17 protein-coding genes are annotated in these 17,737 nt (G+C 70.9%); 6 read left to right on the plus strand and 11 right to left on the minus strand.

Translation table 11 applies throughout. The features are described from left to right. Positions 1-64 precede the first annotated feature (64 nt). The 9 genes from pstB to BJ984_RS07905 form a co-directional block, all read right to left on the minus strand. Positions 65-844, minus strand: a complete 780-nt coding sequence (pstB, locus tag BJ984_RS07865) for a phosphate ABC transporter ATP-binding protein PstB (RefSeq protein WP_179547536.1) — start codon at positions 842-844, stop codon at positions 65-67. Positions 845-883: 39 nt separating this feature from the next. Continuing rightward, the gene (pstA, locus tag BJ984_RS07870; RefSeq protein WP_179547537.1) at positions 884-1,984 is read right to left on the minus strand and encodes a phosphate ABC transporter permease PstA; all 1,101 of its coding nucleotides are present in this window, start codon (positions 1,982-1,984) and stop codon (positions 884-886) included. Between the two features lie 2 nt (positions 1,985-1,986). After that, positions 1,987-2,943 (minus strand): phosphate ABC transporter permease subunit PstC, encoded by a 957-nt coding sequence (pstC, locus tag BJ984_RS07875; RefSeq protein ID WP_179547538.1) that lies wholly within the window; start codon positions 2,941-2,943, stop codon positions 1,987-1,989. 140 nt (positions 2,944-3,083) lie between these two features. Next, positions 3,084-4,190, minus strand: coding sequence for a phosphate ABC transporter substrate-binding protein PstS (pstS, locus tag BJ984_RS07880; protein ID WP_179547539.1), 1,107 nt, complete (start codon positions 4,188-4,190; stop codon positions 3,084-3,086). A 133-nt stretch (positions 4,191-4,323) separates the two neighbouring features. Beyond that, a complete protein-coding gene (locus tag BJ984_RS07885; RefSeq protein ID WP_179547540.1) occupies positions 4,324-5,250 on the minus strand; it encodes an NUDIX hydrolase in 927 nt (308 codons plus the stop codon). Beyond that, positions 5,247-7,427, minus strand: coding sequence for an RNA degradosome polyphosphate kinase (locus BJ984_RS07890; protein WP_179547541.1), 2,181 nt, complete (start codon positions 7,425-7,427; stop codon positions 5,247-5,249). Before BJ984_RS07890 ends, BJ984_RS07885 begins: the two co-directional genes overlap by 4 nt. A gap of 43 nt (positions 7,428-7,470) precedes the next feature. Continuing rightward, positions 7,471-9,648 carry a glycosyl hydrolase family 8 gene (locus tag BJ984_RS07895; protein WP_179547542.1) on the minus strand — a complete coding sequence of 726 codons (2,178 nt, stop codon included), beginning with the start codon at positions 9,646-9,648 and terminating at the stop codon, positions 7,471-7,473. Between the two features lie 4 nt (positions 9,649-9,652). After that, complete coding sequence (gene mshD, locus BJ984_RS07900; RefSeq protein WP_179547543.1) at positions 9,653-10,549, minus strand: mycothiol synthase; 897 nt, start codon at positions 10,547-10,549, stop codon at positions 9,653-9,655. Then, a complete protein-coding gene (locus BJ984_RS07905) occupies positions 10,518-11,210 on the minus strand; it encodes a response regulator transcription factor (RefSeq protein ID WP_173183507.1) in 693 nt (230 codons plus the stop codon). The genes mshD and BJ984_RS07905 overlap by 32 nt, the downstream gene beginning before the upstream one ends. Positions 11,211-11,277: 67 nt before the next feature. On the opposite strand from BJ984_RS07905, the gene BJ984_RS07910 reads away from it, so the two are divergent. The 5 genes from BJ984_RS07910 to BJ984_RS07930 all read left to right on the plus strand — a co-directional run bounded on the left by BJ984_RS07910 (position 11,278) and on the right by BJ984_RS07930 (position 15,092). Then, complete coding sequence (locus BJ984_RS07910; protein ID WP_179547544.1) at positions 11,278-11,544, plus strand: hypothetical protein; 267 nt, start codon at positions 11,278-11,280, stop codon at positions 11,542-11,544. Positions 11,545-11,676: 132 nt separating this feature from the next. Continuing rightward, positions 11,677-12,315, plus strand: a complete 639-nt coding sequence (locus BJ984_RS07915; protein WP_179547545.1) for a nitrobindin family protein — start codon at positions 11,677-11,679, stop codon at positions 12,313-12,315. 3 nt (positions 12,316-12,318) lie between these two features. Then, the gene (gene ygfZ, locus BJ984_RS07920; protein WP_179547546.1) at positions 12,319-13,524 is read left to right on the plus strand and encodes a CAF17-like 4Fe-4S cluster assembly/insertion protein YgfZ; all 1,206 of its coding nucleotides are present in this window, start codon (positions 12,319-12,321) and stop codon (positions 13,522-13,524) included. Then, on the plus strand, positions 13,524-14,636 hold the full coding sequence (locus BJ984_RS07925) for an FUSC family protein (RefSeq protein WP_179547547.1): 1,113 nt from the start codon (positions 13,524-13,526) through the stop codon (positions 14,634-14,636). The genes ygfZ and BJ984_RS07925 overlap by 1 nt, the downstream gene beginning before the upstream one ends. 27 nt (positions 14,637-14,663) lie before the next feature. After that, a complete protein-coding gene (locus BJ984_RS07930) occupies positions 14,664-15,092 on the plus strand; it encodes a hypothetical protein (RefSeq protein ID WP_179547548.1) in 429 nt (142 codons plus the stop codon). Between the two features lie 22 nt (positions 15,093-15,114). On the opposite strand, the gene BJ984_RS07935 is transcribed toward BJ984_RS07930, so the two are convergent. Then, on the minus strand, positions 15,115-15,927 hold the full coding sequence (locus BJ984_RS07935; RefSeq protein ID WP_179547549.1) for a class I SAM-dependent methyltransferase: 813 nt from the start codon (positions 15,925-15,927) through the stop codon (positions 15,115-15,117). A gap of 74 nt (positions 15,928-16,001) precedes the next feature. On the opposite strand from BJ984_RS07935, the gene BJ984_RS07940 reads away from it, so the two are divergent. After that, the gene (locus BJ984_RS07940; RefSeq protein ID WP_179547550.1) at positions 16,002-16,754 is read left to right on the plus strand and encodes a phosphoglyceromutase; all 753 of its coding nucleotides are present in this window, start codon (positions 16,002-16,004) and stop codon (positions 16,752-16,754) included. 78 nt (positions 16,755-16,832) lie between these two features. On the opposite strand, the gene phoU is transcribed toward BJ984_RS07940, so the two are convergent. Then, positions 16,833-17,489, minus strand: coding sequence for a phosphate signaling complex protein PhoU (phoU, locus tag BJ984_RS07945; protein WP_173183514.1), 657 nt, complete (start codon positions 17,487-17,489; stop codon positions 16,833-16,835). Positions 17,490-17,737: the final 248 nt, after the last annotated feature.

A 17,737-nucleotide genomic window follows, 5' to 3' on the forward strand; every position in this document is an offset into this window, starting at 1 on the left:
TGCTGGCCGCGACCGTGCGGCAGCAGCTCAGCCTAGCCTGCGGGGACGGCGAGAGGAGGTCAGCTCAACCGAAACGGCCGCTCACGTAGTCCTCGGTGTCCTTGACGGTGGGGTTCGAGAAGATCGTCGTGGTGTCGTCGTACTCGATCAGCTTGCCGGGCTTGCCCGTGCCCGCGATGTTGAAGAAGGCGGTGCGGTCGCTGACGCGTGAGGCCTGCTGCATGTTGTGGGTCACGATGACGACCGTGTACTCCGACTTGAGCTCCTCGATCAGGTCCTCGATGGCGAGGGTCGAGATCGGGTCGAGGGCCGAGCAGGGCTCGTCCATCAGGATGACGTCGGGGGAGACCGCGATCGCGCGGGCGATGCAGAGGCGCTGCTGCTGGCCGCCCGAGAGGCCGGAGCCGGGCGCGTTCAGGCGGTCCTTGACCTCGTTCCAGAGGTTGGCGCCGCGCAGCGACTTCTCGATCAGCGCGTCGGAGTCGCTCTTCGACATGCGCTTGTTGTTGAGCTTCACGCCGGCCAGCACGTTCTCGCCGATCGACATGGTGGGGAACGGGTTGGGGCGCTGGAAGACCATGCCCACCTGACGGCGCACGAGCACCGGGTCGACGCCGGGGCCGTAGAGGTTGTTGCCGTCGATCAGCACCTCGCCCTCGACGTGGGCGCCGGGGATGACCTCGTGCATGCGGTTCAGCGTGCGGAGGAAGGTCGACTTGCCGCAGCCCGACGGGCCGATGAAGGCGGTGACGGTGCGGGGCTCGATCTTGAGGGAGACACCCTCCACGGCCAGGAAGCTGCTGTAGTAGACGTTGAGATCGTTGACTTCGATGCGCTTGGACACTCGAGTTCCTTCGGGTTGCGGTGGGTTCGACAGGCCGCGTCAGCGGCCGAGCTTGGGGGAGAAGACCTTCGCGACGATGCGCGCCACGAGGTTCAGGGCCATCACGATCACGACGAGGGTGAGGGCACCGGCCCACGCGCGGTCGAGGTAGGCCTGGGCATCCGTGCCCTGGTTCGCGTACTGCGTGTAGACGAACACCGGCAGCGTCATCATGCGCTCGTTGAACAGGTTGTAGTTCATGCTCTGCGTGAAGCCGGCGATGATCAGCAGCGGGGCGGTCTCGCCGATGACGCGGGAGATGGCGAGCATCACACCGGTCGTGATGCCGGCGATCGAGGTGGGCAGCACGACCTTGACGATGGTGAGCCACTTCGGCACGCCGAGGGCGTAGGCGGCCTCGCGCAGCTCGTTCGGCACCAGCTTCAGCATCTCCTCGCTGGAGCGCACGACGACCGGGATCATCAGCACCGACAGCGCCACGGCGCCGCCGAAGCCGAAGCGGATGCCGGGCTGGTTCAGGATGAGCGCGAAGAACGCGAAGGCGAACAGACCGGCGACGATCGAGGGGATGCCCGTCATCACGTCGACCAGGAAGGTGATCGAGCGGGCGAGGTGGCCGCGGCCGTACTCGACGAGGTAGATGGCGGTGAGCAGGCCGACCGGCACCGAGATGAGCGTCGCCATGCCGGTGATCTCGAGCGTGCCGACGATGGCGTGCAGGGCCCCACCGCCCTCGCCGACCACGTTGCGCATCGACTCGCTGAAGAACGGCAGGTCGAAGCGGGGGATGCCGTTCGAGATGACGGTGAACAGCAGCGAGATCAGGGGCAGCAGCGCGATCACGAAGGCCAGCGTCACGAGCGAGGTGACGAAGCGGTTCATCGCGGGCCGCGGGCCCTCGTAGGCCCGGGAGACGATGTAGTTCACGAGAACCCAGAGCGCGGTGCCGAAGAAGACGGCTCCGACGACGTTGAAGTTCTCGTTGACGCCGGCGGCCATCAGGATGACGAAGACCGAGCCGACGATGACCCAGCTGGTGACGAGCAGCAGCCAGGGCACGTACTTGGGCAGGATGCCCGTGGTGAGCGAGTTGGCGATGGGTTCCGCCTGCCGCGTGGGGGGAGTGGTGGTCGTCGTCATGACTAGTTGGCTCCCGAGAAGGCCTTGCGGCGGTTGACGATGGCGCGGGCGATGAAGTTCACCGCGAAGGTGATGACGAACAGGATCAGGCCGGTCGCGATCAGCACGTTCACACCGACGCCGTGGGCCTCGGGGAAGTTCAGGGCGATGTTCGCGGCGATCGTGGTGGGGTTCGTCGACTGCAGCAGGGCGAAGGAGATCAGCACCTGCGGCGAGAGCACCATGGCGACGGCCATGGTCTCGCCGAGGGCGCGGCCGAGGCCGAGCATGGACGCCGAGACGATGCCGGGACGGCCGAACGGCAGCACGGCCGTGCGGATCATCTCCCAGCGGGTGGCGCCGAGCGCGAGCGCCGCCTCCTCGTGCAGCTTCGGCGTCTGCAGGAAGATCTCACGGCTGAGGGCGGTGATGATCGGCAGGATCATGACGGCCAGCACGATGGCGACCGTGAGGATGGTGCGGCCGGTGCCCGAGACGGGGCCGGCGAACAGCGGGAACCAGCCGAACAGGTCGACCAGGGTCGACCAGAAGGGCTGGACGAACGGTGCGAGCACCGTGATGCCCCAGAGGCCGAACACGACGCTCGGCACGGCGGCCAGCAGGTCGATCACGTAGCCGAGGCCCTGGGCGAGCCGGCGGGGCGCGTAGTGCGAGATGAAGAGGGCGATGCCGATCGCGAGCGGCACGGCGATCAGGAGGGCGAGGAACGCCGCCCAGATGGTGCCGAAGACCAGCGGGCCGACATAGGCCCAGAAGTTCTCGGCGCCGCCCTTGAGGTCTTCCGGCTTCGCGGTGAAGGCGGGGATGCTCTGGGCGATCAGGAAGACCGTGACCGCGGCGAGGGTGACGAGGATGAGCGAGCCCGCGACGACCGTGGCGGTCGAGAAGATGCGGTCTCCCGGCCGTTGCTTGGCCTTGAGCCGCGGTGGCGCGGCCGGCTTGACGGGGGCGGTGGTCATGGAGCTCGTCTCCTGTCGTCCTGGGTGAGGAGTCAGCGGGTGCAGATGTGGGGCGGGGTTCGGGATGGGCCCTGACCCGGTTCTGTCCGGTTCCGGATCCCGCGGGCGGGACCGGAACCGGACAGAGGTGACAAGCGGTGTTACTTGATGGTCTCGATCGCGGCGGCGACCTTCGTCGACAGCTCGGAGGAGAGCGGCGCGGCGCCGGCCGACTCGGCGGCGACCGACTGGCCGTCCTCCGAGGCGAGGTAGCCGATGTAGGCCTTCACGAGCTCACCCTGAGCGGCGTCGGCGTACTCCTGGCAGGCGATCGCGTAGGAGACGAGCACCAGCGGGTATTGGGTCGGGTCGGTGGTGGAGCGGTCCAGCGCGATGGCGATGTCGTTCGCCTCGCGGCCCTCGACCAGCGGCGACTCCTCGACCACGGCGGCCGCGGCCTCGGCGCTGTACTCGACGAACTCCTCGCCGACCTTGATCTTCGCGACACCGAGGTCGCCGGCCTTGGAGGCGTCGGCGTAGCCGATGGTGTTCACGCCGTTGGTGACGGCCTGGATGACACCGGAGGTGCCCTGAGCGCCCTCACCCGACTGGAAGGGGAAGGTGTCGGCGGCCTTCTCGGCCCAGGCCTCGGGAGCGACCTTGCCGAGGTAGTCGGTGAAGTTCTTGGTGGTGCCCGAGTCGTCCGAACGGTGAACGGCGGTGATCGGAGCGGAGGGGAGCGTCGCGTCGGCGTTCAGCGCGGCGATGGCCGGGTCGTTCCAGGTGGTGATCTTGCCCGAGAAGATGTTCGCGATGGTGGCCGCGTCCAGGTTCAGGTCGGTGACGCCCTCGACGTTGAACACGACGGCGATCGGGGAGATGTAGACCGGGATGTCGATGGCCTTGGTGTCGGGCGCGCAGCTGGCGAACTCGCCGGCCAGCTCCTCGTCGCTCAGCGCCGAGTCGGAGCCGGCGAAGGCGGCGGCACCCGAGATGAAGCTCTCGCGGCCGGCGCCGGAGCCCTGGGGGTCGTAGTTGACGGTGACGTCGGGGTTCGCGGTCTGGAACGCGGCGATCCAGGCCTCCTGGGCCGAGCCCTGCGAGGAGGCGCCGATGCCGGTGAGGGTGCCGGTGAGAGCCGAGGCGGACGCGGCGTCGGAGGAGCCGCCGGCGGCGGGGGCGCCGCCTTCGTTCGAGGCGCAGGCGCTCAGGGCGAGGGCTGCGGTGATGGCGATGACCGCGGGGGCGGCATAGCGCTTGAGCTTCACGAGGAATCTCCCTTTCGGAGTGATGTCAGGTCGGGCCGGTGCGGGCCCGTCTGAGACGCTAAGCGCCACGGCTTAAGAGCCTGCCGCCCAGGGGTGAACGGAAGGTGAACAGCCGGGTTTCCTCGTGAGAGATCTACTGCGGGACGTGCGTCTCGATCGCGATGATGCCCGATCCGGGCCGGTCGACCGAGAGGTGCAGCACCGAGAACCCGGCCACCGGCAGGTCGCCCGCACGGGACGCACTGACCCGCGACGCCGTGCCGGTCGCCAGGGCGACCTCGCGCACGATCTCGGGCAGCACCGGCCCGTGGCTGCAGAGCACCGTGGTGATCCGCTTGCGGATGCGCTTGCCGACCACCTCGCGGATGCCGTCGTCGCCCGACTCGAACGCGTCCTGGCTGATCGCATCCGTCGTCTTCACGTCGAGGTGCAGGGTCTTGGACAGCGGTTCGACGGTCTGCCGGCAGCGCTTGGCGGTGGAGCTGATGATGCGGGAGGGGCCGAAGCTGGCCAGGGCGGGGACGATCGACTTCGCCTCGCCGCGTCCGCGCTCGGTGAGGTGCCGGGAGGCGTCGGGCCCGTCGAACTGGTAGGGCGGCACGGCCTTGGCGTGACGGAGGGCGATCACGGCGAAGGTGCGCGTGACACCCTCGTCGACGAGCATCCGGAACCTCTCGACGATCTCGGCGTCGCGCTCGTAGGTGAGGGCGCCCAGGGCCTTGCGGATGGGCAGCCACTCCAGGGCCGCCACCTCGCCGTTCGGCAGGAACGAGGAGGCGAGCACGGCGGCGTCGGTGACCTCGGCGGCCCAGTAGTGCACGACCTTCTCGCGCCCGTTGGGCATGGTGTAGTTCGTCATGCCGAGCGGTACGCCGAGGGTGACGGCGAGCCCGGTCTCCTCGACGACCTCGCGCACCGCGGTCTGCGGCAGCGTCTCGCCGGGGTCGACCTTGCCCTTGGGCAGCGAGACGTCGCGGTGGGCGGTGCGATGGATGACCAGCACCTTCACCTTGCCGTCGACGACCCGCCAGCACACCGCCCCCGCGGCGAAGACCGTCACCGCGTGGTGCCCGGGCGCTTGCGGCGGCTGACGATGTGCATGAGCTCGTCCTGGAGGTCGATCAGCGGGGCGCCCTCCCCGTCGAACTCGGAGCGGGTCCAGTCGCCGTCGGCGTCGAGCTCCCAGGAGGAGGTGCTGTCGCTCATCGCCATCTCGAACAGGGTGTCGATCTCCTTGAGGTGACCCGGGTCGACCAGGCGCACCAGCGCCTCGACGCGGCGGTCGAGGTTGCGGTGCATCATGTCGGCGCTGCCGATGTAGACCTGCGGGTCGCCGTCGTTGACGAACGAGAAGATGCGCGAGTGCTCGAGGTAGCGGCCCAGGATGGAGCGCACGCGGATGGTCTCGCTGAGCCCCTCCTGCCCGGGCTTCAGGGCGCAGATGCCGCGCACCCAGAGGTCGATCGGCACGCCCGCCTGGCTGGCCCGGTAGAGCCCGTCGATGATGGCCTCGTCGACAATCGAGTTCAGCTTGATCCGGATGCCGGAGGGCAGCCCCTTCCGCGCGTTCTCGGCCTCGACCGCGATGCGCTTGAGCAGGCCCTTGCGGAGGTGCAGGGGCGCCACGAGCAGGCGCTTGAACTTCTTCTCGATGGCGTAGCCGGAGAGCTCGTTGAACAGCCGGGTGAGGTCTTTGCCCACCTGGTCGTCGGCGGTGAGGAGGCCGAGGTCTTCGTAGATGCGCGAGGTCTTCGGGTTGTAGTTGCCCGTGCCGATGTGGCTGTAGCTCTTCAGCCGGCCCTTCTCCTGCCGGATCACGAGCGCGAGCTTGCAGTGGGTCTTGAGGCCCACCAGTCCGTAGACGACGTGCACGCCGGCCTTCTCGAGCTTGCGCGCCCAGGAGATGTTGGCCTGCTCGTCGAAGCGGGCCTTGATCTCGACCAGCGCGAGCACCTGCTTGCCGGCCTCGGCCGCGTCGATCAGCGCCTCGACGATGGGGGAGTCGCCGCTCGTGCGGTAGAGGGTCTGCTTGATGGCGAGCACGTTCGGGTCGGCCGCGGCCTGCTCGAGGAAGGCCTGCACGCTGGTCGCGAACGACTCGTAGGGGTGGTGCAGCAGGATGTCGCCGCGCGAGATCGCCTTGAAGATGTCGGGCTTCGCGTTCGGCTCGGGCGGCAGCAGCGCGGCGGCCGTGGTCGGCACGTGCTTGGGGTACTTCAGGTCGGGCCGCGGGATGCGCGTCAGGTCGAACAGGCCGCCGAGATCCAGCGGCGACGGCAGCCGGTAGACCTCCTGCTCGGTGATGTCGAGCTCGCGCACGATCAGCTCGAGGGTCACCGCGTCCATGTCGTCGCTGACCTCGAGGCGGATGGGCGGGCCGAAGCGGCGTCGCAGCAGCTCCTTCTCGAGTGCCTGCAGCAGGTTCTCGGTCTCGTCCTCCTCGACCTCGACGTCCTCGTTGCGGGTGACGCGGAAGACGTGGTGCTCGACGATCTCCATGCCGGGGAACAGGTCGCCCAGGTGGTTGGAGATCAGGTCTTCGAGGGTGATGAAGCGCACCTCGTCGGAGGTCTCGCGGTGATCGACCCGGATGAAGCGGCTGAGCACCTGCGGCACCTTCAGGCGCGCGAACTCCTCCTTGCCGGTCTTGGCGTTGCGAACGCGCACCGAGAGGTTGAGCGAGAGGCCGGAGATGTAGGGGAACGGATGCGCGGGGTCGACGGCGAGCGGCATCAGCACCGGGAAGATCTGGTTCGAGAAGATGTCGCGCAGGTTCACGCGGTCGGCCTCGTCGAGCTCGTCATAGGTGGCGATGCGGATGCCCGCCTCCGCCAGTGCCGGACGCACGAGGTCCTGGTAGGCCGCCGCGTGCCGGGCCTGGAGCTCGTGGGCCTTGACCGAGATGTCCTGCAGCACGTCGGTGGGACGGCGGCCGACGTTCGTGGGCACCGCGAGGTCGGTGAGGATGCGGCGCTTCAGGCCTGCGACCCGCACCATGAAGAACTCGTCGAGGTTCGAGGCGAAGATGGCGAGGAAGTTGGCGCGTTCGAGCACCGGCACCGTCGGGTCCTCCGCGAGCTCGAGTACGCGCGTGTTGAAGGCGAGCCAGCTCAGCTCGCGGTCGAGGTAGCGGCCCTCGGGCAGCGGCTCGCCGGGGGTCTGCGGAGCGGCCTCGTCGTAGTCGTCGTCGAAGTCGGTCACGACGCCGGCGTCGAGCGAGATGATGTCGTCGTCCATGCAGACATCATGTCACCCACGACGTGTCCAGCGGATGAACGGGTCAGCCGGACGGCCTGAGGTAGGCGCGCAGCGCGGCCTCGGTGGCGGCCGAGACCGGGGCGGTTCCGCCGAGCACGACGATGCGCGTGGGGCGCAGTCGCTTCAGCTCGGCCGCGATGGCGGCGGGGATCGCGTCGCGGGTGACGAGGAGCACGGGCGCGCCCACCGCGATCGCCGCGGCGGAGCCGGACAGGGCGTCGGGGAAGGTGGCGCCCGACGCCACGTAGACGGTGGGGGTGCCGGGCGAGGGGAAGACCGCGGCCGAGAGCGAGGCGGCAACGGCGAAGCGGTCGGCGCCGCTGATGCGGGTCACGGGGGCGATTGCGGCGAGAGACGCCTTCGTGGCCTCGGAGACGGCGTTGGGGCCACCGAGCAGCACGATCAATGTCGGTGTGAGGCGGGCCAGCTCGGCACGGATGGGCTCCGGGACGCCGTCGCGGCGCACGAGCAGCACCGGCCCCCCGTCGTGGCCGGCGGCGGCCGAGCCCGCGAGGGCGTCGGGGAACGTCTCGCCCGAGGCGACGTAGACCGTGCCCGCGCCACGAGGGAAGGCGGCCTTCGACACCGCTGCCGACACCACGAAGCGGTCGGCGCCGCCGATCCGGGTGACCGGGGCGACGGCCGCCAGGGCCTGTTTCACGGCGGCGCCCACGGAGTTCTCGCCGCCGAGCAGCACGATCTGCGCCGGCGCGAGGCGCTTCAGCTCGGCCGCCACCTCGGGCGGCAGCGCATCCCGGCGAACCAGCAGCACCGGACCGCCGACGGCGCCGGCCGCGGCGGAGGCGGAGAGGGCGTCGGGGAAGTTCTCGCCCGAGGCCACGTAGACGGTCGGGGTGCCGCGCGGGAAGGACGCTGCCGAGATCGCCGCGGACACGACGAAGCGGTCGGCGCCGCCGATGCGCTCGACGCCGGCGGGTGTCCGGGTGCTCGGCTGCCAGGCGTTGCCCGAGATCAGGAGCATCGCCTGCAGGCGGAGCGTGTCGGAGTAGTACCCGGTGGAGGGCTGCGACTTCAGCAGCGCCCAGCCCGCGTTCACCCAGCCCTGCCGGCTCGACGAGACCGCGGCTCCGGCGGTCATCGGCGCGAGGAAGGCGAGGTCGGCGAAGTCGGCGGTCGCGGTGCCGTCGAGCGCGTAGCCCGCCCGGAGGCGCGCGGGGTCGCCGTTCGTCGCCGAGACCGCCCAGCCCGCCAGGCGGCCGGCCGCGGCGGCGGCGCGGGTGTCGCCCGCGAGCAGGGCGGAGGAGGCGAGCCGCCAGGGCGTGCGGCAGGCGTTGTAGCCGAATTCTCCGTCGTGAACCGATTCGAGGTACTTCGCGGGCGCCGGCACCGGGGTCGTCGCGGTGCCGACCGCGAAGTCGGGCAGCAGCCCGGTCTTGGGGGCGGCGGTGCGCTGCAGCGTCTCGACCAGGTCGAGGGCCGCGTCGGCGGCCTCGCCCCAGAACGGGTCGCCGGTCGCCGCCTGGAAGGCCCGGAAGTGTCCGACCATCAGGTCGGAGGTGCGCACGCCGTCGCGCTTGGGGCTGTCGGGGCCGACCCAGTCGCCGAGCAGCGGCAGGGCGGTGTCGGGGTTCATCGCGCTGCGCTTGATCGCCGCGATCACCCGCCGGGCCTCTCCGGCGTAGTCGACGGAGCCGCTCGAGCCCCACTGCGTGTCGGCGAGCAGCAGCGCGTAGGCGATGTCGAGGTCGCCGTCGCTCGCCGAGCTGTCGTTCTCGGGCTCGTCGCTGCAGTCGTCGAGCTGGTGCCACGACATCAGCTGCGGGTCGCCCGAGCTCGGGTGGTCGAGCACGAAGCGGTACAGGCCGTCGAAGACGGTGCGCGCCTTCGCGTCGTGCCCGGCCATCAGGGCGGTGACGACCATCCCGTACCCCTGGCCCTCGGAGACCACGAGGTACGGCGTCGCGGTCGAGGCGTCGACGTAGTAGCGGCCGTCGCCGCAGCCCGCCTTCAGGTAGCGGGTCCTCCAGGCGTCGTAAGCGGCGGCGGTGGCGGCGTCTGCCGCCGCGGTGCCACCCGGTGCGTTCGCCGACCCGGGGGCACGCGGAACGGGGTGCGAACCGAACGGGCGCGCGACCGCGGCGGCCGCGCTCGCCGCGGGTGCGGCGACCGGAGCGAGCCCGGTGACGAGCAGCAGAGCGCAGACGACGAGGCCGAGGAAAGGGATCAGCCGCCGCGCCACGGTGCTACCGCGCCGTCCGTCGCGCCGTGCGCTGCGCGTACTGCACGTCGATGGTGTGGTCGGTGAAGCCGAGGGAACGGTAGAGGGCGACGGCCCGGGTGTTGTCGGCGTCGACGTAGAGGGCGGCCTGCGTGCAGCCGCGCTCGACGAGCCGGTTCAGCCCCGCGTTCATCAGGTGCCGGCCGAGGCCCTGCCCGGCGTGCCCCTCCTCGACGCCGACCACGTAGATCTCGCCGACCCTGTCGCCCGGCTCGACCTTCAGCCAGTTGTAACCGACCAGGCGCCCGTCGCCGTCGCGCAGCAGCAGGAAGTCGTCGGGGTCGAACCAGCTCTCGGACTGCCGGAAGCGCAGGTCGTCGGCGGTGATCGAGCCCTGTTCGGCGTGGCCGGCGAAGACCCGGGCGTTCAGCTCGACCCAGTCGTCGGCGTCGCGCCCGCCGCGGTACGGCACGACCTCGAAGCCGGCAGGGATCTCGGTGCGCGGCGCCGGAGACGTGGCCGAGAGCTCGCGGCGCAGCTGCAGCAGCGTGCGCACGGCGTCGAAGCGGTGGGTCGCGGCGAGGCGGCGGCTGGCGGGGTGGTCGCCGTGCGCCCAGGCGAGCAGCGGCCCCTGCGCGTTGTTGCGCAGCACGATGTCGAGCAGCTGACGGCCGAGGCCCTCCTCGCGCCACTCGGGGTCGATCACGAACTCGAGCTCGCCCTGCCCCACGATGGCGGCGCCCACCACGGTGCCGCCGCGCTCGGCGAGCAGCAGCGAGCGCGCGCCCTTGCCGGCGTCGATCTGCGCCTGGTCGTTGAAGGGGTGCTGCCCGTCGACGAGCTCCGCCCGGGCGACGAGCCGGAGGAACGGCTCCCGCGCCTCGTCGGGGCTACTGACCGAGAGTGTGAGCGAGTCGGTCATTGTCGTCCTCGAAGAAGTTGAACCGGTAGCCGACGTTGCGCACGGTGCCGATCAACGACTCGAGGTCGCCGAGCTTCGCGCGGAGACGCCGCACGTGCACGTCGACCGTGCGGGTGCCGCCGAAGTAGTCGTAGCCCCACACCTCGCTGAGCAGCTGCTCGCGGGTGAAGACGCGCGAGGGGTGCATGGCGAAGAAGCGCAGCAGCTCGAACTCCTTGAAGGTGAGGTCGAGCGGCCGGCCGTGCACGCGGGCCGAGTAGCTGGCCTCGTCGATGACGACGCCCGAGGCCTGGATCTTCGAGGTCGACTGATCCTGCACCTGACGGCCGATGGCGAGCCGGATGCGCGTGTCGACCTCGGCCGGACCGGCCGACTCGAGCACCACGTCGGCCGCGCCCCACTCGGCACTGACCGCGGTGAGACCGCCCTCGGTGAGGATCAGGACGACCGGCACACCGATGCCCGTGGTGCTCAGGATCTTGCAGAGGGAACGGGCCGAGGCGAGGTCGTGCCGGGCGTCGACGAAGATGAGGTCGCTGTTCGGTGTGTTCACGAGCTGCGACGGCTCGGCAGGGATCTGACGGGTGCGGTGGCTGAGCAGGGACAGGGCGGGGAGGACCTCGCGGTCGACCGTGGAGGTCAGGATCAACAACTGCGCCACGTAAGATCCTCCAGAGAATGCCTGCGCTTCATACTACTCGGGCAGAATGGCGGGTATGAGTCTGCTCATGAGAAGCGTAGTGCCGGTCTGGATCCTCTCCGTGGTGGCCGTCCTCGCGGTGGGGCTGTTCGTGCCCGCCGCGAGCTTCCTGGTCTTCCTGCCCGTGGTGCTCGGGCTCGCCCTCGTGGTGACCTTCGGCATCCAGCTGCTCGTGCCCGTGCGCAAGGGCTTCGTCGACCGCGTCTCGGCCAGCCTCGGCGGAGCGGTGGTCATCCTGGCCGTCGCGACGGCGGTGCTCGCGCCCCTCGCCTTCGCGGCGGGGGCTAAGATCTAGGCATGTCCTACGTCGCGCTCGAACTCCTGTTCATCGGCCTTCTCGGGCTCGCGAGCCTCGCGATCGCCTGGACATCGGGGGTCGTCATCTACAAGCTCTTCCGCGGCCAGCGCTGACCGGCGAGGCGCGACCGTGATCGAGATCCCGACAGGGCTCCCCGCCGAACTGGTCCCCCTCTCCTGGCTCATCGGCGTGTGGGAGGGCACCGGCGTCATCGACTACGCCATCGACCCGCCGGCCGACGCCGAGGAGGGCACGGAGCCCACCCGTGTCTCGCGCGAGTTCGGCCAGCGCATCAGCTTCAGCCACGACGGCCTGCCCTTCCTGAACTACAGCTCCTCGAGCTGGCTGCTGCCCGTCGGCGACGAGACCGAGCCCACCCCGCTCACCGCCGAAACGGGTTACTGGCGCCTCAGCCGCCTGCACATCGAGGGCGACGCCGGCCCCGGCATGCTCCCCGGTGAGGGCCCGCGGCCCTTCAACACCGCCCAGTCGGTCGAGACGCTCCGCAACGCGGCCGAGGGCTTCGACATCGAGGTGGCGATCGTGCATCCCACCGGTGTCAGCGAGCTCTACCTCGGCCAGGTCAAGGGCCCGCGCATCGATCTCGCCACCGACGCGGTCGTGCGCACCCGCTCCGCCAAGGAGTACGCGGCGGCCACCCGCCTCTACGGGCTCGTCGACAACCACCTGCTCTGGGCGTGGGACATCGCGGCCCTCGGCCAAGACCTCCGCACCCACGCCTCGGCGCGGCTCGCGAAGGTCGACTGAGCAGTGACGCTCCGCGTCGCCTCGCCCTTCCTCAGCCTCCCCGGCGCCGTCGCCGCCACCGGTGCCGACCACGGTGTGGCCGCCCATTACGGCAACCCGGTCTCCGAGCAGCGGATGCTCGATGCCGGCCGCTCCGGCCGCGCCACCGCCGCCCCGGCCGTCGTCGACCTCTCGAACCGGGGTGTCGTGTCGGTGACCGGCCCCGACCGCCTGTCCTGGCTCGACTCCGTCACCAGCCAGCGCCTCACCGGGCTCGCCCCGGGGGAGTCCGCCGAGACGCTGCTGCTCTCGGCGGCCGGACGCATCGAGCACGCCATCCGGGTGCTCGACGACGGCGAGACCGCTTGGCTGCTCGTCGACGCCGCCGAGACCGAGCCGCTCGAGCAGTGGCTGCAGCGCATGCGCTTCATGCTCCGGGTCGAGATCGCCGACCGCAGCGCCGAGTTCGCCACGATCGGCTGGCTGGCCGCCGGGCCGGGGGTGCTCGAGGGCGCCGCGCCGGTGCTCGTCCCCGCCCTGGCCGAGGGCGGCGGGCATCCGCTCGTCTGGGCCGACCCGTGGCCCGAGGTCGTCGCCGGGGGCGTGCAGTACGCCCAGATCGCCGAGCACCCGGGGGCCGACTGGTTCTGGCGTGAGGGGCTCGTGCCGCGCGCGGGCCTCGAGGGTCTCGCCGACGCGGTGCGCCGCCGTGACCTCTCGGCCGCCGGCGTGCTCGCCCTCGAGGCGCTGCGCATCGCCGCCTGGCGACCGCGCCTCTCGACCGAGGTCGACGACCGCAGCATCCCGCACGAACTCGACTGGATGCGGTCGGCCGTGCATCTCGCGAAGGGCTGCTACCGCGGCCAGGAGACCGTGGCGAAGGTGCACAACCTCGGCCACCCGCCGCGGCGGCTCGTGCAGCTGCAGCTCGACGGCTCCGACGCGGTGCTGCCGGCCGCCGGCGACCCGGTGCTGCGCGCCGCCGATGCCGCCCTGCCGGCCGACGAAGCACCCGAGGCCCTCGGCCACGTGACCTCGGTGGGCAACCACCACGAGTGGGGGCCCATCGCGCTCGCGGTGCTGCGCCGCCAGGCGCCCGAGGGGGAGCCCCTCGTCGTGCGCACGGAGGCCGGTGACGTCGCCGCCTCGGCCGACACGATCGTGGGGCCCGACGCCGGCGCCGCGGTCGGTCGGGTGCGGCTGCCGCGTCTCGGCGCCCGCACGCGGTAGTGACCGCACCCGCGGCCGACGACGGCCCCCTGCCGCTGCCTGCGCGCTGGGCCGCGCTGACCCGCGCCTCAGCCGAGCGCACCGTCGCGAGCGCACCGGCCCTGCTGCAGCTCGCCGTCGCGGTGACGATCGCGTACGCGCTGGCGCACTTCGTGCTCGCCCACCCCTATCCGATCGCCGCGGTCACCGTGACGCTGTCGAGCCTCGGGCTGGTGCTCGACGCCCGGCCGCGCCGGGTGGCCGAGACGGCGGTGGCGATGACGGTGGGCATCGCGCTGAGCGAGGTCATCCTGCTGCTGGCCGGCCAGGGGCTCTGGCAGTTCGCGGTGACGGTGCTCGTGGCACTGACCGTCACCCGCTTCCTCTCCCCGGTGCCCGGGCTGCCGATCCTCGCCGCCGTGCAGGCCTCGCTCGTCTCGCTCATGCCGGTGCCCGCCGGCGGCCCGTTCACCCGCACCGCAGACGCGGTGCTCGGCGGGCTCGTCGCGCTGGCCTGCACCGCGCTCATCCCGCGCGACCCGCGCCGGGCGGCCCGCCGCGAGGGGCTGAAGTTCTTCGCCGCCTTCACCGCCATCCTGTCCTCGCTCGTGACGGTGCTGCGCATCGGCGACCAGCACACCGCCGAGCTCGTGCTCAGCCGCGCCCGCGGCACCCAGGTGCTCATCGAGCAGTGGCGCGGCTCGCTCGACTCGGCCGTCGCCATCGCCCGCATCTCGCCGTTCCTCCGCCGGCACCGGTCCGAGCTGGCCGAGCTGCAGACGATGCAGCTGCACCTCGACCACGCCGCCCGCAACCTCCGCGTGATCAGCCGGCGGCTGAGCGTGCTCGGCGACGGGCACCCCCGGCCCGAGCTGGCTGAGCTGCTGGCGGGCATCCTGAGCGCCACCGCCCTGCTCGGGCAGAGCATCGACCGGCCGGAGCTGCGGCCGGTGGTGAGGCAGAGCCTCGTGCTCGTCGCCATCCGGCTCGACCCGCGGGTGCTGACGCCAGGGCAGCCGTTCGCCGAGGCGGCGCTCGTGCTGTCGATCCGGCCGCTCGTGCTCGACCTGCTGGCGGCCAGCGGCATGCCCCTCGAGGAGGCCCGGCGCACGCTGCCCGACATCACCACGTGAGGCCCGCGGATTCGATACCGTAGAGCCATGCAGATGCGAAAGCTCGTTCCCGCCGTTCTCGTCGCCACCGCCTTCGCGTTCGTGCTCACCGGGTGCACCGAGACCGGCCCCACCCAGAACTTCTCCGGCCTCCCCGACGAGGAGGAGATCGCCACCGAGTCCGAGGGCGGCGCCGACCAGGGCCTGCAGGCCTTCTGGCTGCAGGAGGGCTCGCAGATCGCCGTCGCCATCTCGGGCAGCTCGACCTGCCCGGTGGTCGGCTCGCACATCGAGGTCGTCGAGCCCGAGGGCAAGGGCAACGTGGTCGAGATCACCACCCGCCCCATCTCCAGCGGCCCCTGCACCATGGACTTCGTGCCCCACACCTCGGTGTTCTGGACGCCCGACCTCGTCACCACCGCCGAGCCGCTCACCGTGCGCGTCGGGGACCAGGAGATCGAGCTCCCGATCAAGTAGCGGGCTCCCGATCGAGTAGGGGTCAGGCGGCCGGCGCAACGTCGGCCCAGTCGACCGTGAGCTCGCCGAGCCGTTGCCGCCGTTTCGGCGTGCGCACCGACCAGCCGGCGTCGGCCATCGCGCCCACCGTGGCGATCCAGCGCTGCACCGGGCCGTAGCTGCCGAGCCCGGCGTTGTGCTGCCAGAACCGGTCGAGCTCGGCGAGAAAGCGGTGCACGTTCTCGCCGGGAACGTTGCGGTGGATGAGCGCCTTGGGCAGTCGCTCCGCCACGATCGACGGATGCTCGAGCTCGGACAGCCGCAACGACACCGTGAAGCTCTCCGGCCCCTCCGGCGCGAGTGTGACCCAGCTCGCCACCCGGCCCACCTCGTTGCAGGTGCCCTCGACGAGCCGACCTCCGGGCTGCAGGCGGCCGAGCATCCGCTGCCAGGCATCGGGCACGGCGCTCTCGTCGTACTGCCTCAGCACGTTGAAGGCCCGGATGACCGCGGCGTCGCGGCCGGCCGGCAGCGGCACCTCGAAGCCGCCGACGGCGAACGACACCCGGGCGTCGCGGTCGAACGGGGTGCGGCCGTCGCGCACGTCCTTCAGCTGGGCGGTGGCGGTGGCGACGCGCTCGGGTGCGATCTCGAAGCCGATCACCTCGACGTCGGGGCGCACCCCGGCGAGCCGGGCCTGCAGTTCGAACGCCGTCACCCCGCTCGCGCCGTAGCCGAGGTCGACGACCAGCGGATCATCGGTGCGGCGCAGCACCGGCAGCGTGCCGATGAAGCGGTCGACGCGGCGCAGACGGTTGGTGCCCGTCGTTCCCCGGGTGACGGCACCGATCGGCATGCGACCATCCAAGCACGAGCGGATGCCCGCCCGGGCCCCCTGGATAGGCCGAGCCCCCTGGATAGGATGGAGGCATGCCAACAGAGCCCTACACCCTCGTCCTGCTGCGCCACGGCAACAGCGACTGGAACCAGAAGAACCTGTTCACCGGCTGGGTCGACGTGAAGCTCAGTGAGCAGGGCGTCGCCGAGGCCAAGCGCGCCGGCGAGCTGCTCGCCGAGTCGGGGCTGCTGCCCGACGTGCTGTACACCTCGCGCCTGACCCGCGCGATCCAGACCGCCGACCTCGCGCTCGAGGTGGCCGACCGCCTCTGGGTCGACGTCAAGCGCTCCTGGCGTCTGAACGAGCGCCACTACGGCGCCCTCCAGGGCAAGGACAAGGCGCAGACGCTCGCGGAGTACGGCCCCGAGCAGTTCCAGACCTGGCGCCGCTCCTTCGACGTGCCGCCGCCCCCCATCGACGACGACGCCCAGTACTCGCAGGTCGGCGACCCGCGGTACGCCGACCTCGGCGACGCGGTGCCCCGCACCGAGTGCCTGAAGGACGTCATCGACCGCATGCTGCCCTATTGGGAGAGCGACATCACGGGCGACCTGGCCCTCGGCAAGACTGTGCTCGTCACCGCGCACGGCAACTCGCTGCGCGCGCTCGTCAAGCACCTCGACGGCATCAGCGACGACGACATCGCCGAGCTCAACATCCCCACGGGCATCCCGCTCGTCTACCGTCTCGACGAGTCGTTCGTGCCCGTCGGGCCGGCCGAGTACCTCGACCCCGAGGCCGCCGCCGCGGGTGCCGCCGCGGTCGCCGCCCAGGGCAAGAAGTAGCCCTCGCCCGCATCCCGAACACGAAGAAGCCCCGGCCCGCTGACGCGGCCGGGGCTTCTTCGGTGAACGGACGGTGAATCAGGGGTTGGACGACCCGACCCATTCGCCCGTGGCGAGGTACTGCACCTTCTTGGCGATCGAGACCGCGTGGTCGGCGAAGCGCTCGTGGTAGCGGCTGGCGAGGGTGACGTCGACGGTGTCGACCGCCTCGCCCTTCCAGTGTGCGCCGAGCACCGCGTCGAACACGCTGACGTGTAGCTCGTCGATCGCGTCGTCGTCGTTGCGCATCTCGTCGGCCAGCGCCAGGTCTTCGGTCTTCAGCAGCACGGTGAGCTTCTTCGCGATCTCCACGTCGAGCCGGCCCATCTCTGCGAAGGTCTGGCGCAGGCTCTTCTTCACCACCTTGTCGGGGTAGCGGTAGCGCGCCAGCTGGGCGATGTGCTCGGCGATGTCGCCCATCCGCTCGAGCGAGGCGCTGACGCGGAGCGCGGTGACCACGATGCGCAGGTCGCGGGCGACCGGCTGCTGCAACGCGAGGATGTTGATGGCCAGCTCGTCCAGGCTCGAGGCCAGGGCGTCGATCTTGGGGTCCTCGGCGATGACCTTCTCGGCCAGGGTGACGTTCGATTCGTTGAACGCCGCGGTGGCGTTCGTGATGGCGACCGTGACGAGCTCGGAGATCTCGACGAGACGATCCTGAACCTCGCGCAGCTCTTGCTGGAATACCTCACGCATGCGTGTGGTCCTTTCTTGGGTACGGCGGACACGTCGGACATGGACCACGCGTGCGCGCGGCGCACCGCCGCGATCGGCAGGCGACGGATCCATCCTCGCGGGGGCAGGTTAACGTCAGGTGCCGGTCAGTTGAACAGTCGCCGAAGCGACGCCCCTGCGGCCCCTGACCTCAGTCTGGCCCCGATCGGACTCACTAGTGTAGTCAGCATGGAAACAGGCTGGTTGGTGCTGTTGTCCGTGGCACTCGG

It is taken from the genome of Herbiconiux flava (genome assembly GCF_013409865.1).
GTDB classification, from domain to species: domain Bacteria; phylum Actinomycetota; class Actinomycetes; order Actinomycetales; family Microbacteriaceae; genus Herbiconiux; species Herbiconiux flava.

Excerpts from the sequence above, each read along its gene's own strand:
- BJ984_RS07890 (WP_179547541.1), bottom strand. The coding sequence starts at position 7,427 with ATGGACGACGACATCATCTCGCTCGACGCCGGCGTCGTGACCGACTTC.
- BJ984_RS07935 (WP_179547549.1), bottom strand. The coding sequence starts at position 15,927 with ATGCCGATCGGTGCCGTCACCCGGGGAACGACGGGCACCAACCGTCTG.
- phoU (WP_173183514.1), bottom strand. The coding sequence starts at position 17,489 with ATGCGTGAGGTATTCCAGCAAGAGCTGCGCGAGGTTCAGGATCGTCTC.
- BJ984_RS07910 (WP_179547544.1), top strand. The coding sequence starts at position 11,278 with ATGAGAAGCGTAGTGCCGGTCTGGATCCTCTCCGTGGTGGCCGTCCTC.
- pstA (WP_179547537.1), bottom strand. The coding sequence starts at position 1,984 with ATGACGACGACCACCACTCCCCCCACGCGGCAGGCGGAACCCATCGCC.
- pstC (WP_179547538.1), bottom strand. The coding sequence starts at position 2,943 with ATGACCACCGCCCCCGTCAAGCCGGCCGCGCCACCGCGGCTCAAGGCC.
- mshD (WP_179547543.1), bottom strand. The coding sequence starts at position 10,549 with ATGACCGACTCGCTCACACTCTCGGTCAGTAGCCCCGACGAGGCGCGG.
- BJ984_RS07940 (WP_179547550.1), top strand. The coding sequence starts at position 16,002 with ATGCCAACAGAGCCCTACACCCTCGTCCTGCTGCGCCACGGCAACAGC.
- BJ984_RS07930 (WP_179547548.1), top strand. The coding sequence starts at position 14,664 with ATGCAGATGCGAAAGCTCGTTCCCGCCGTTCTCGTCGCCACCGCCTTC.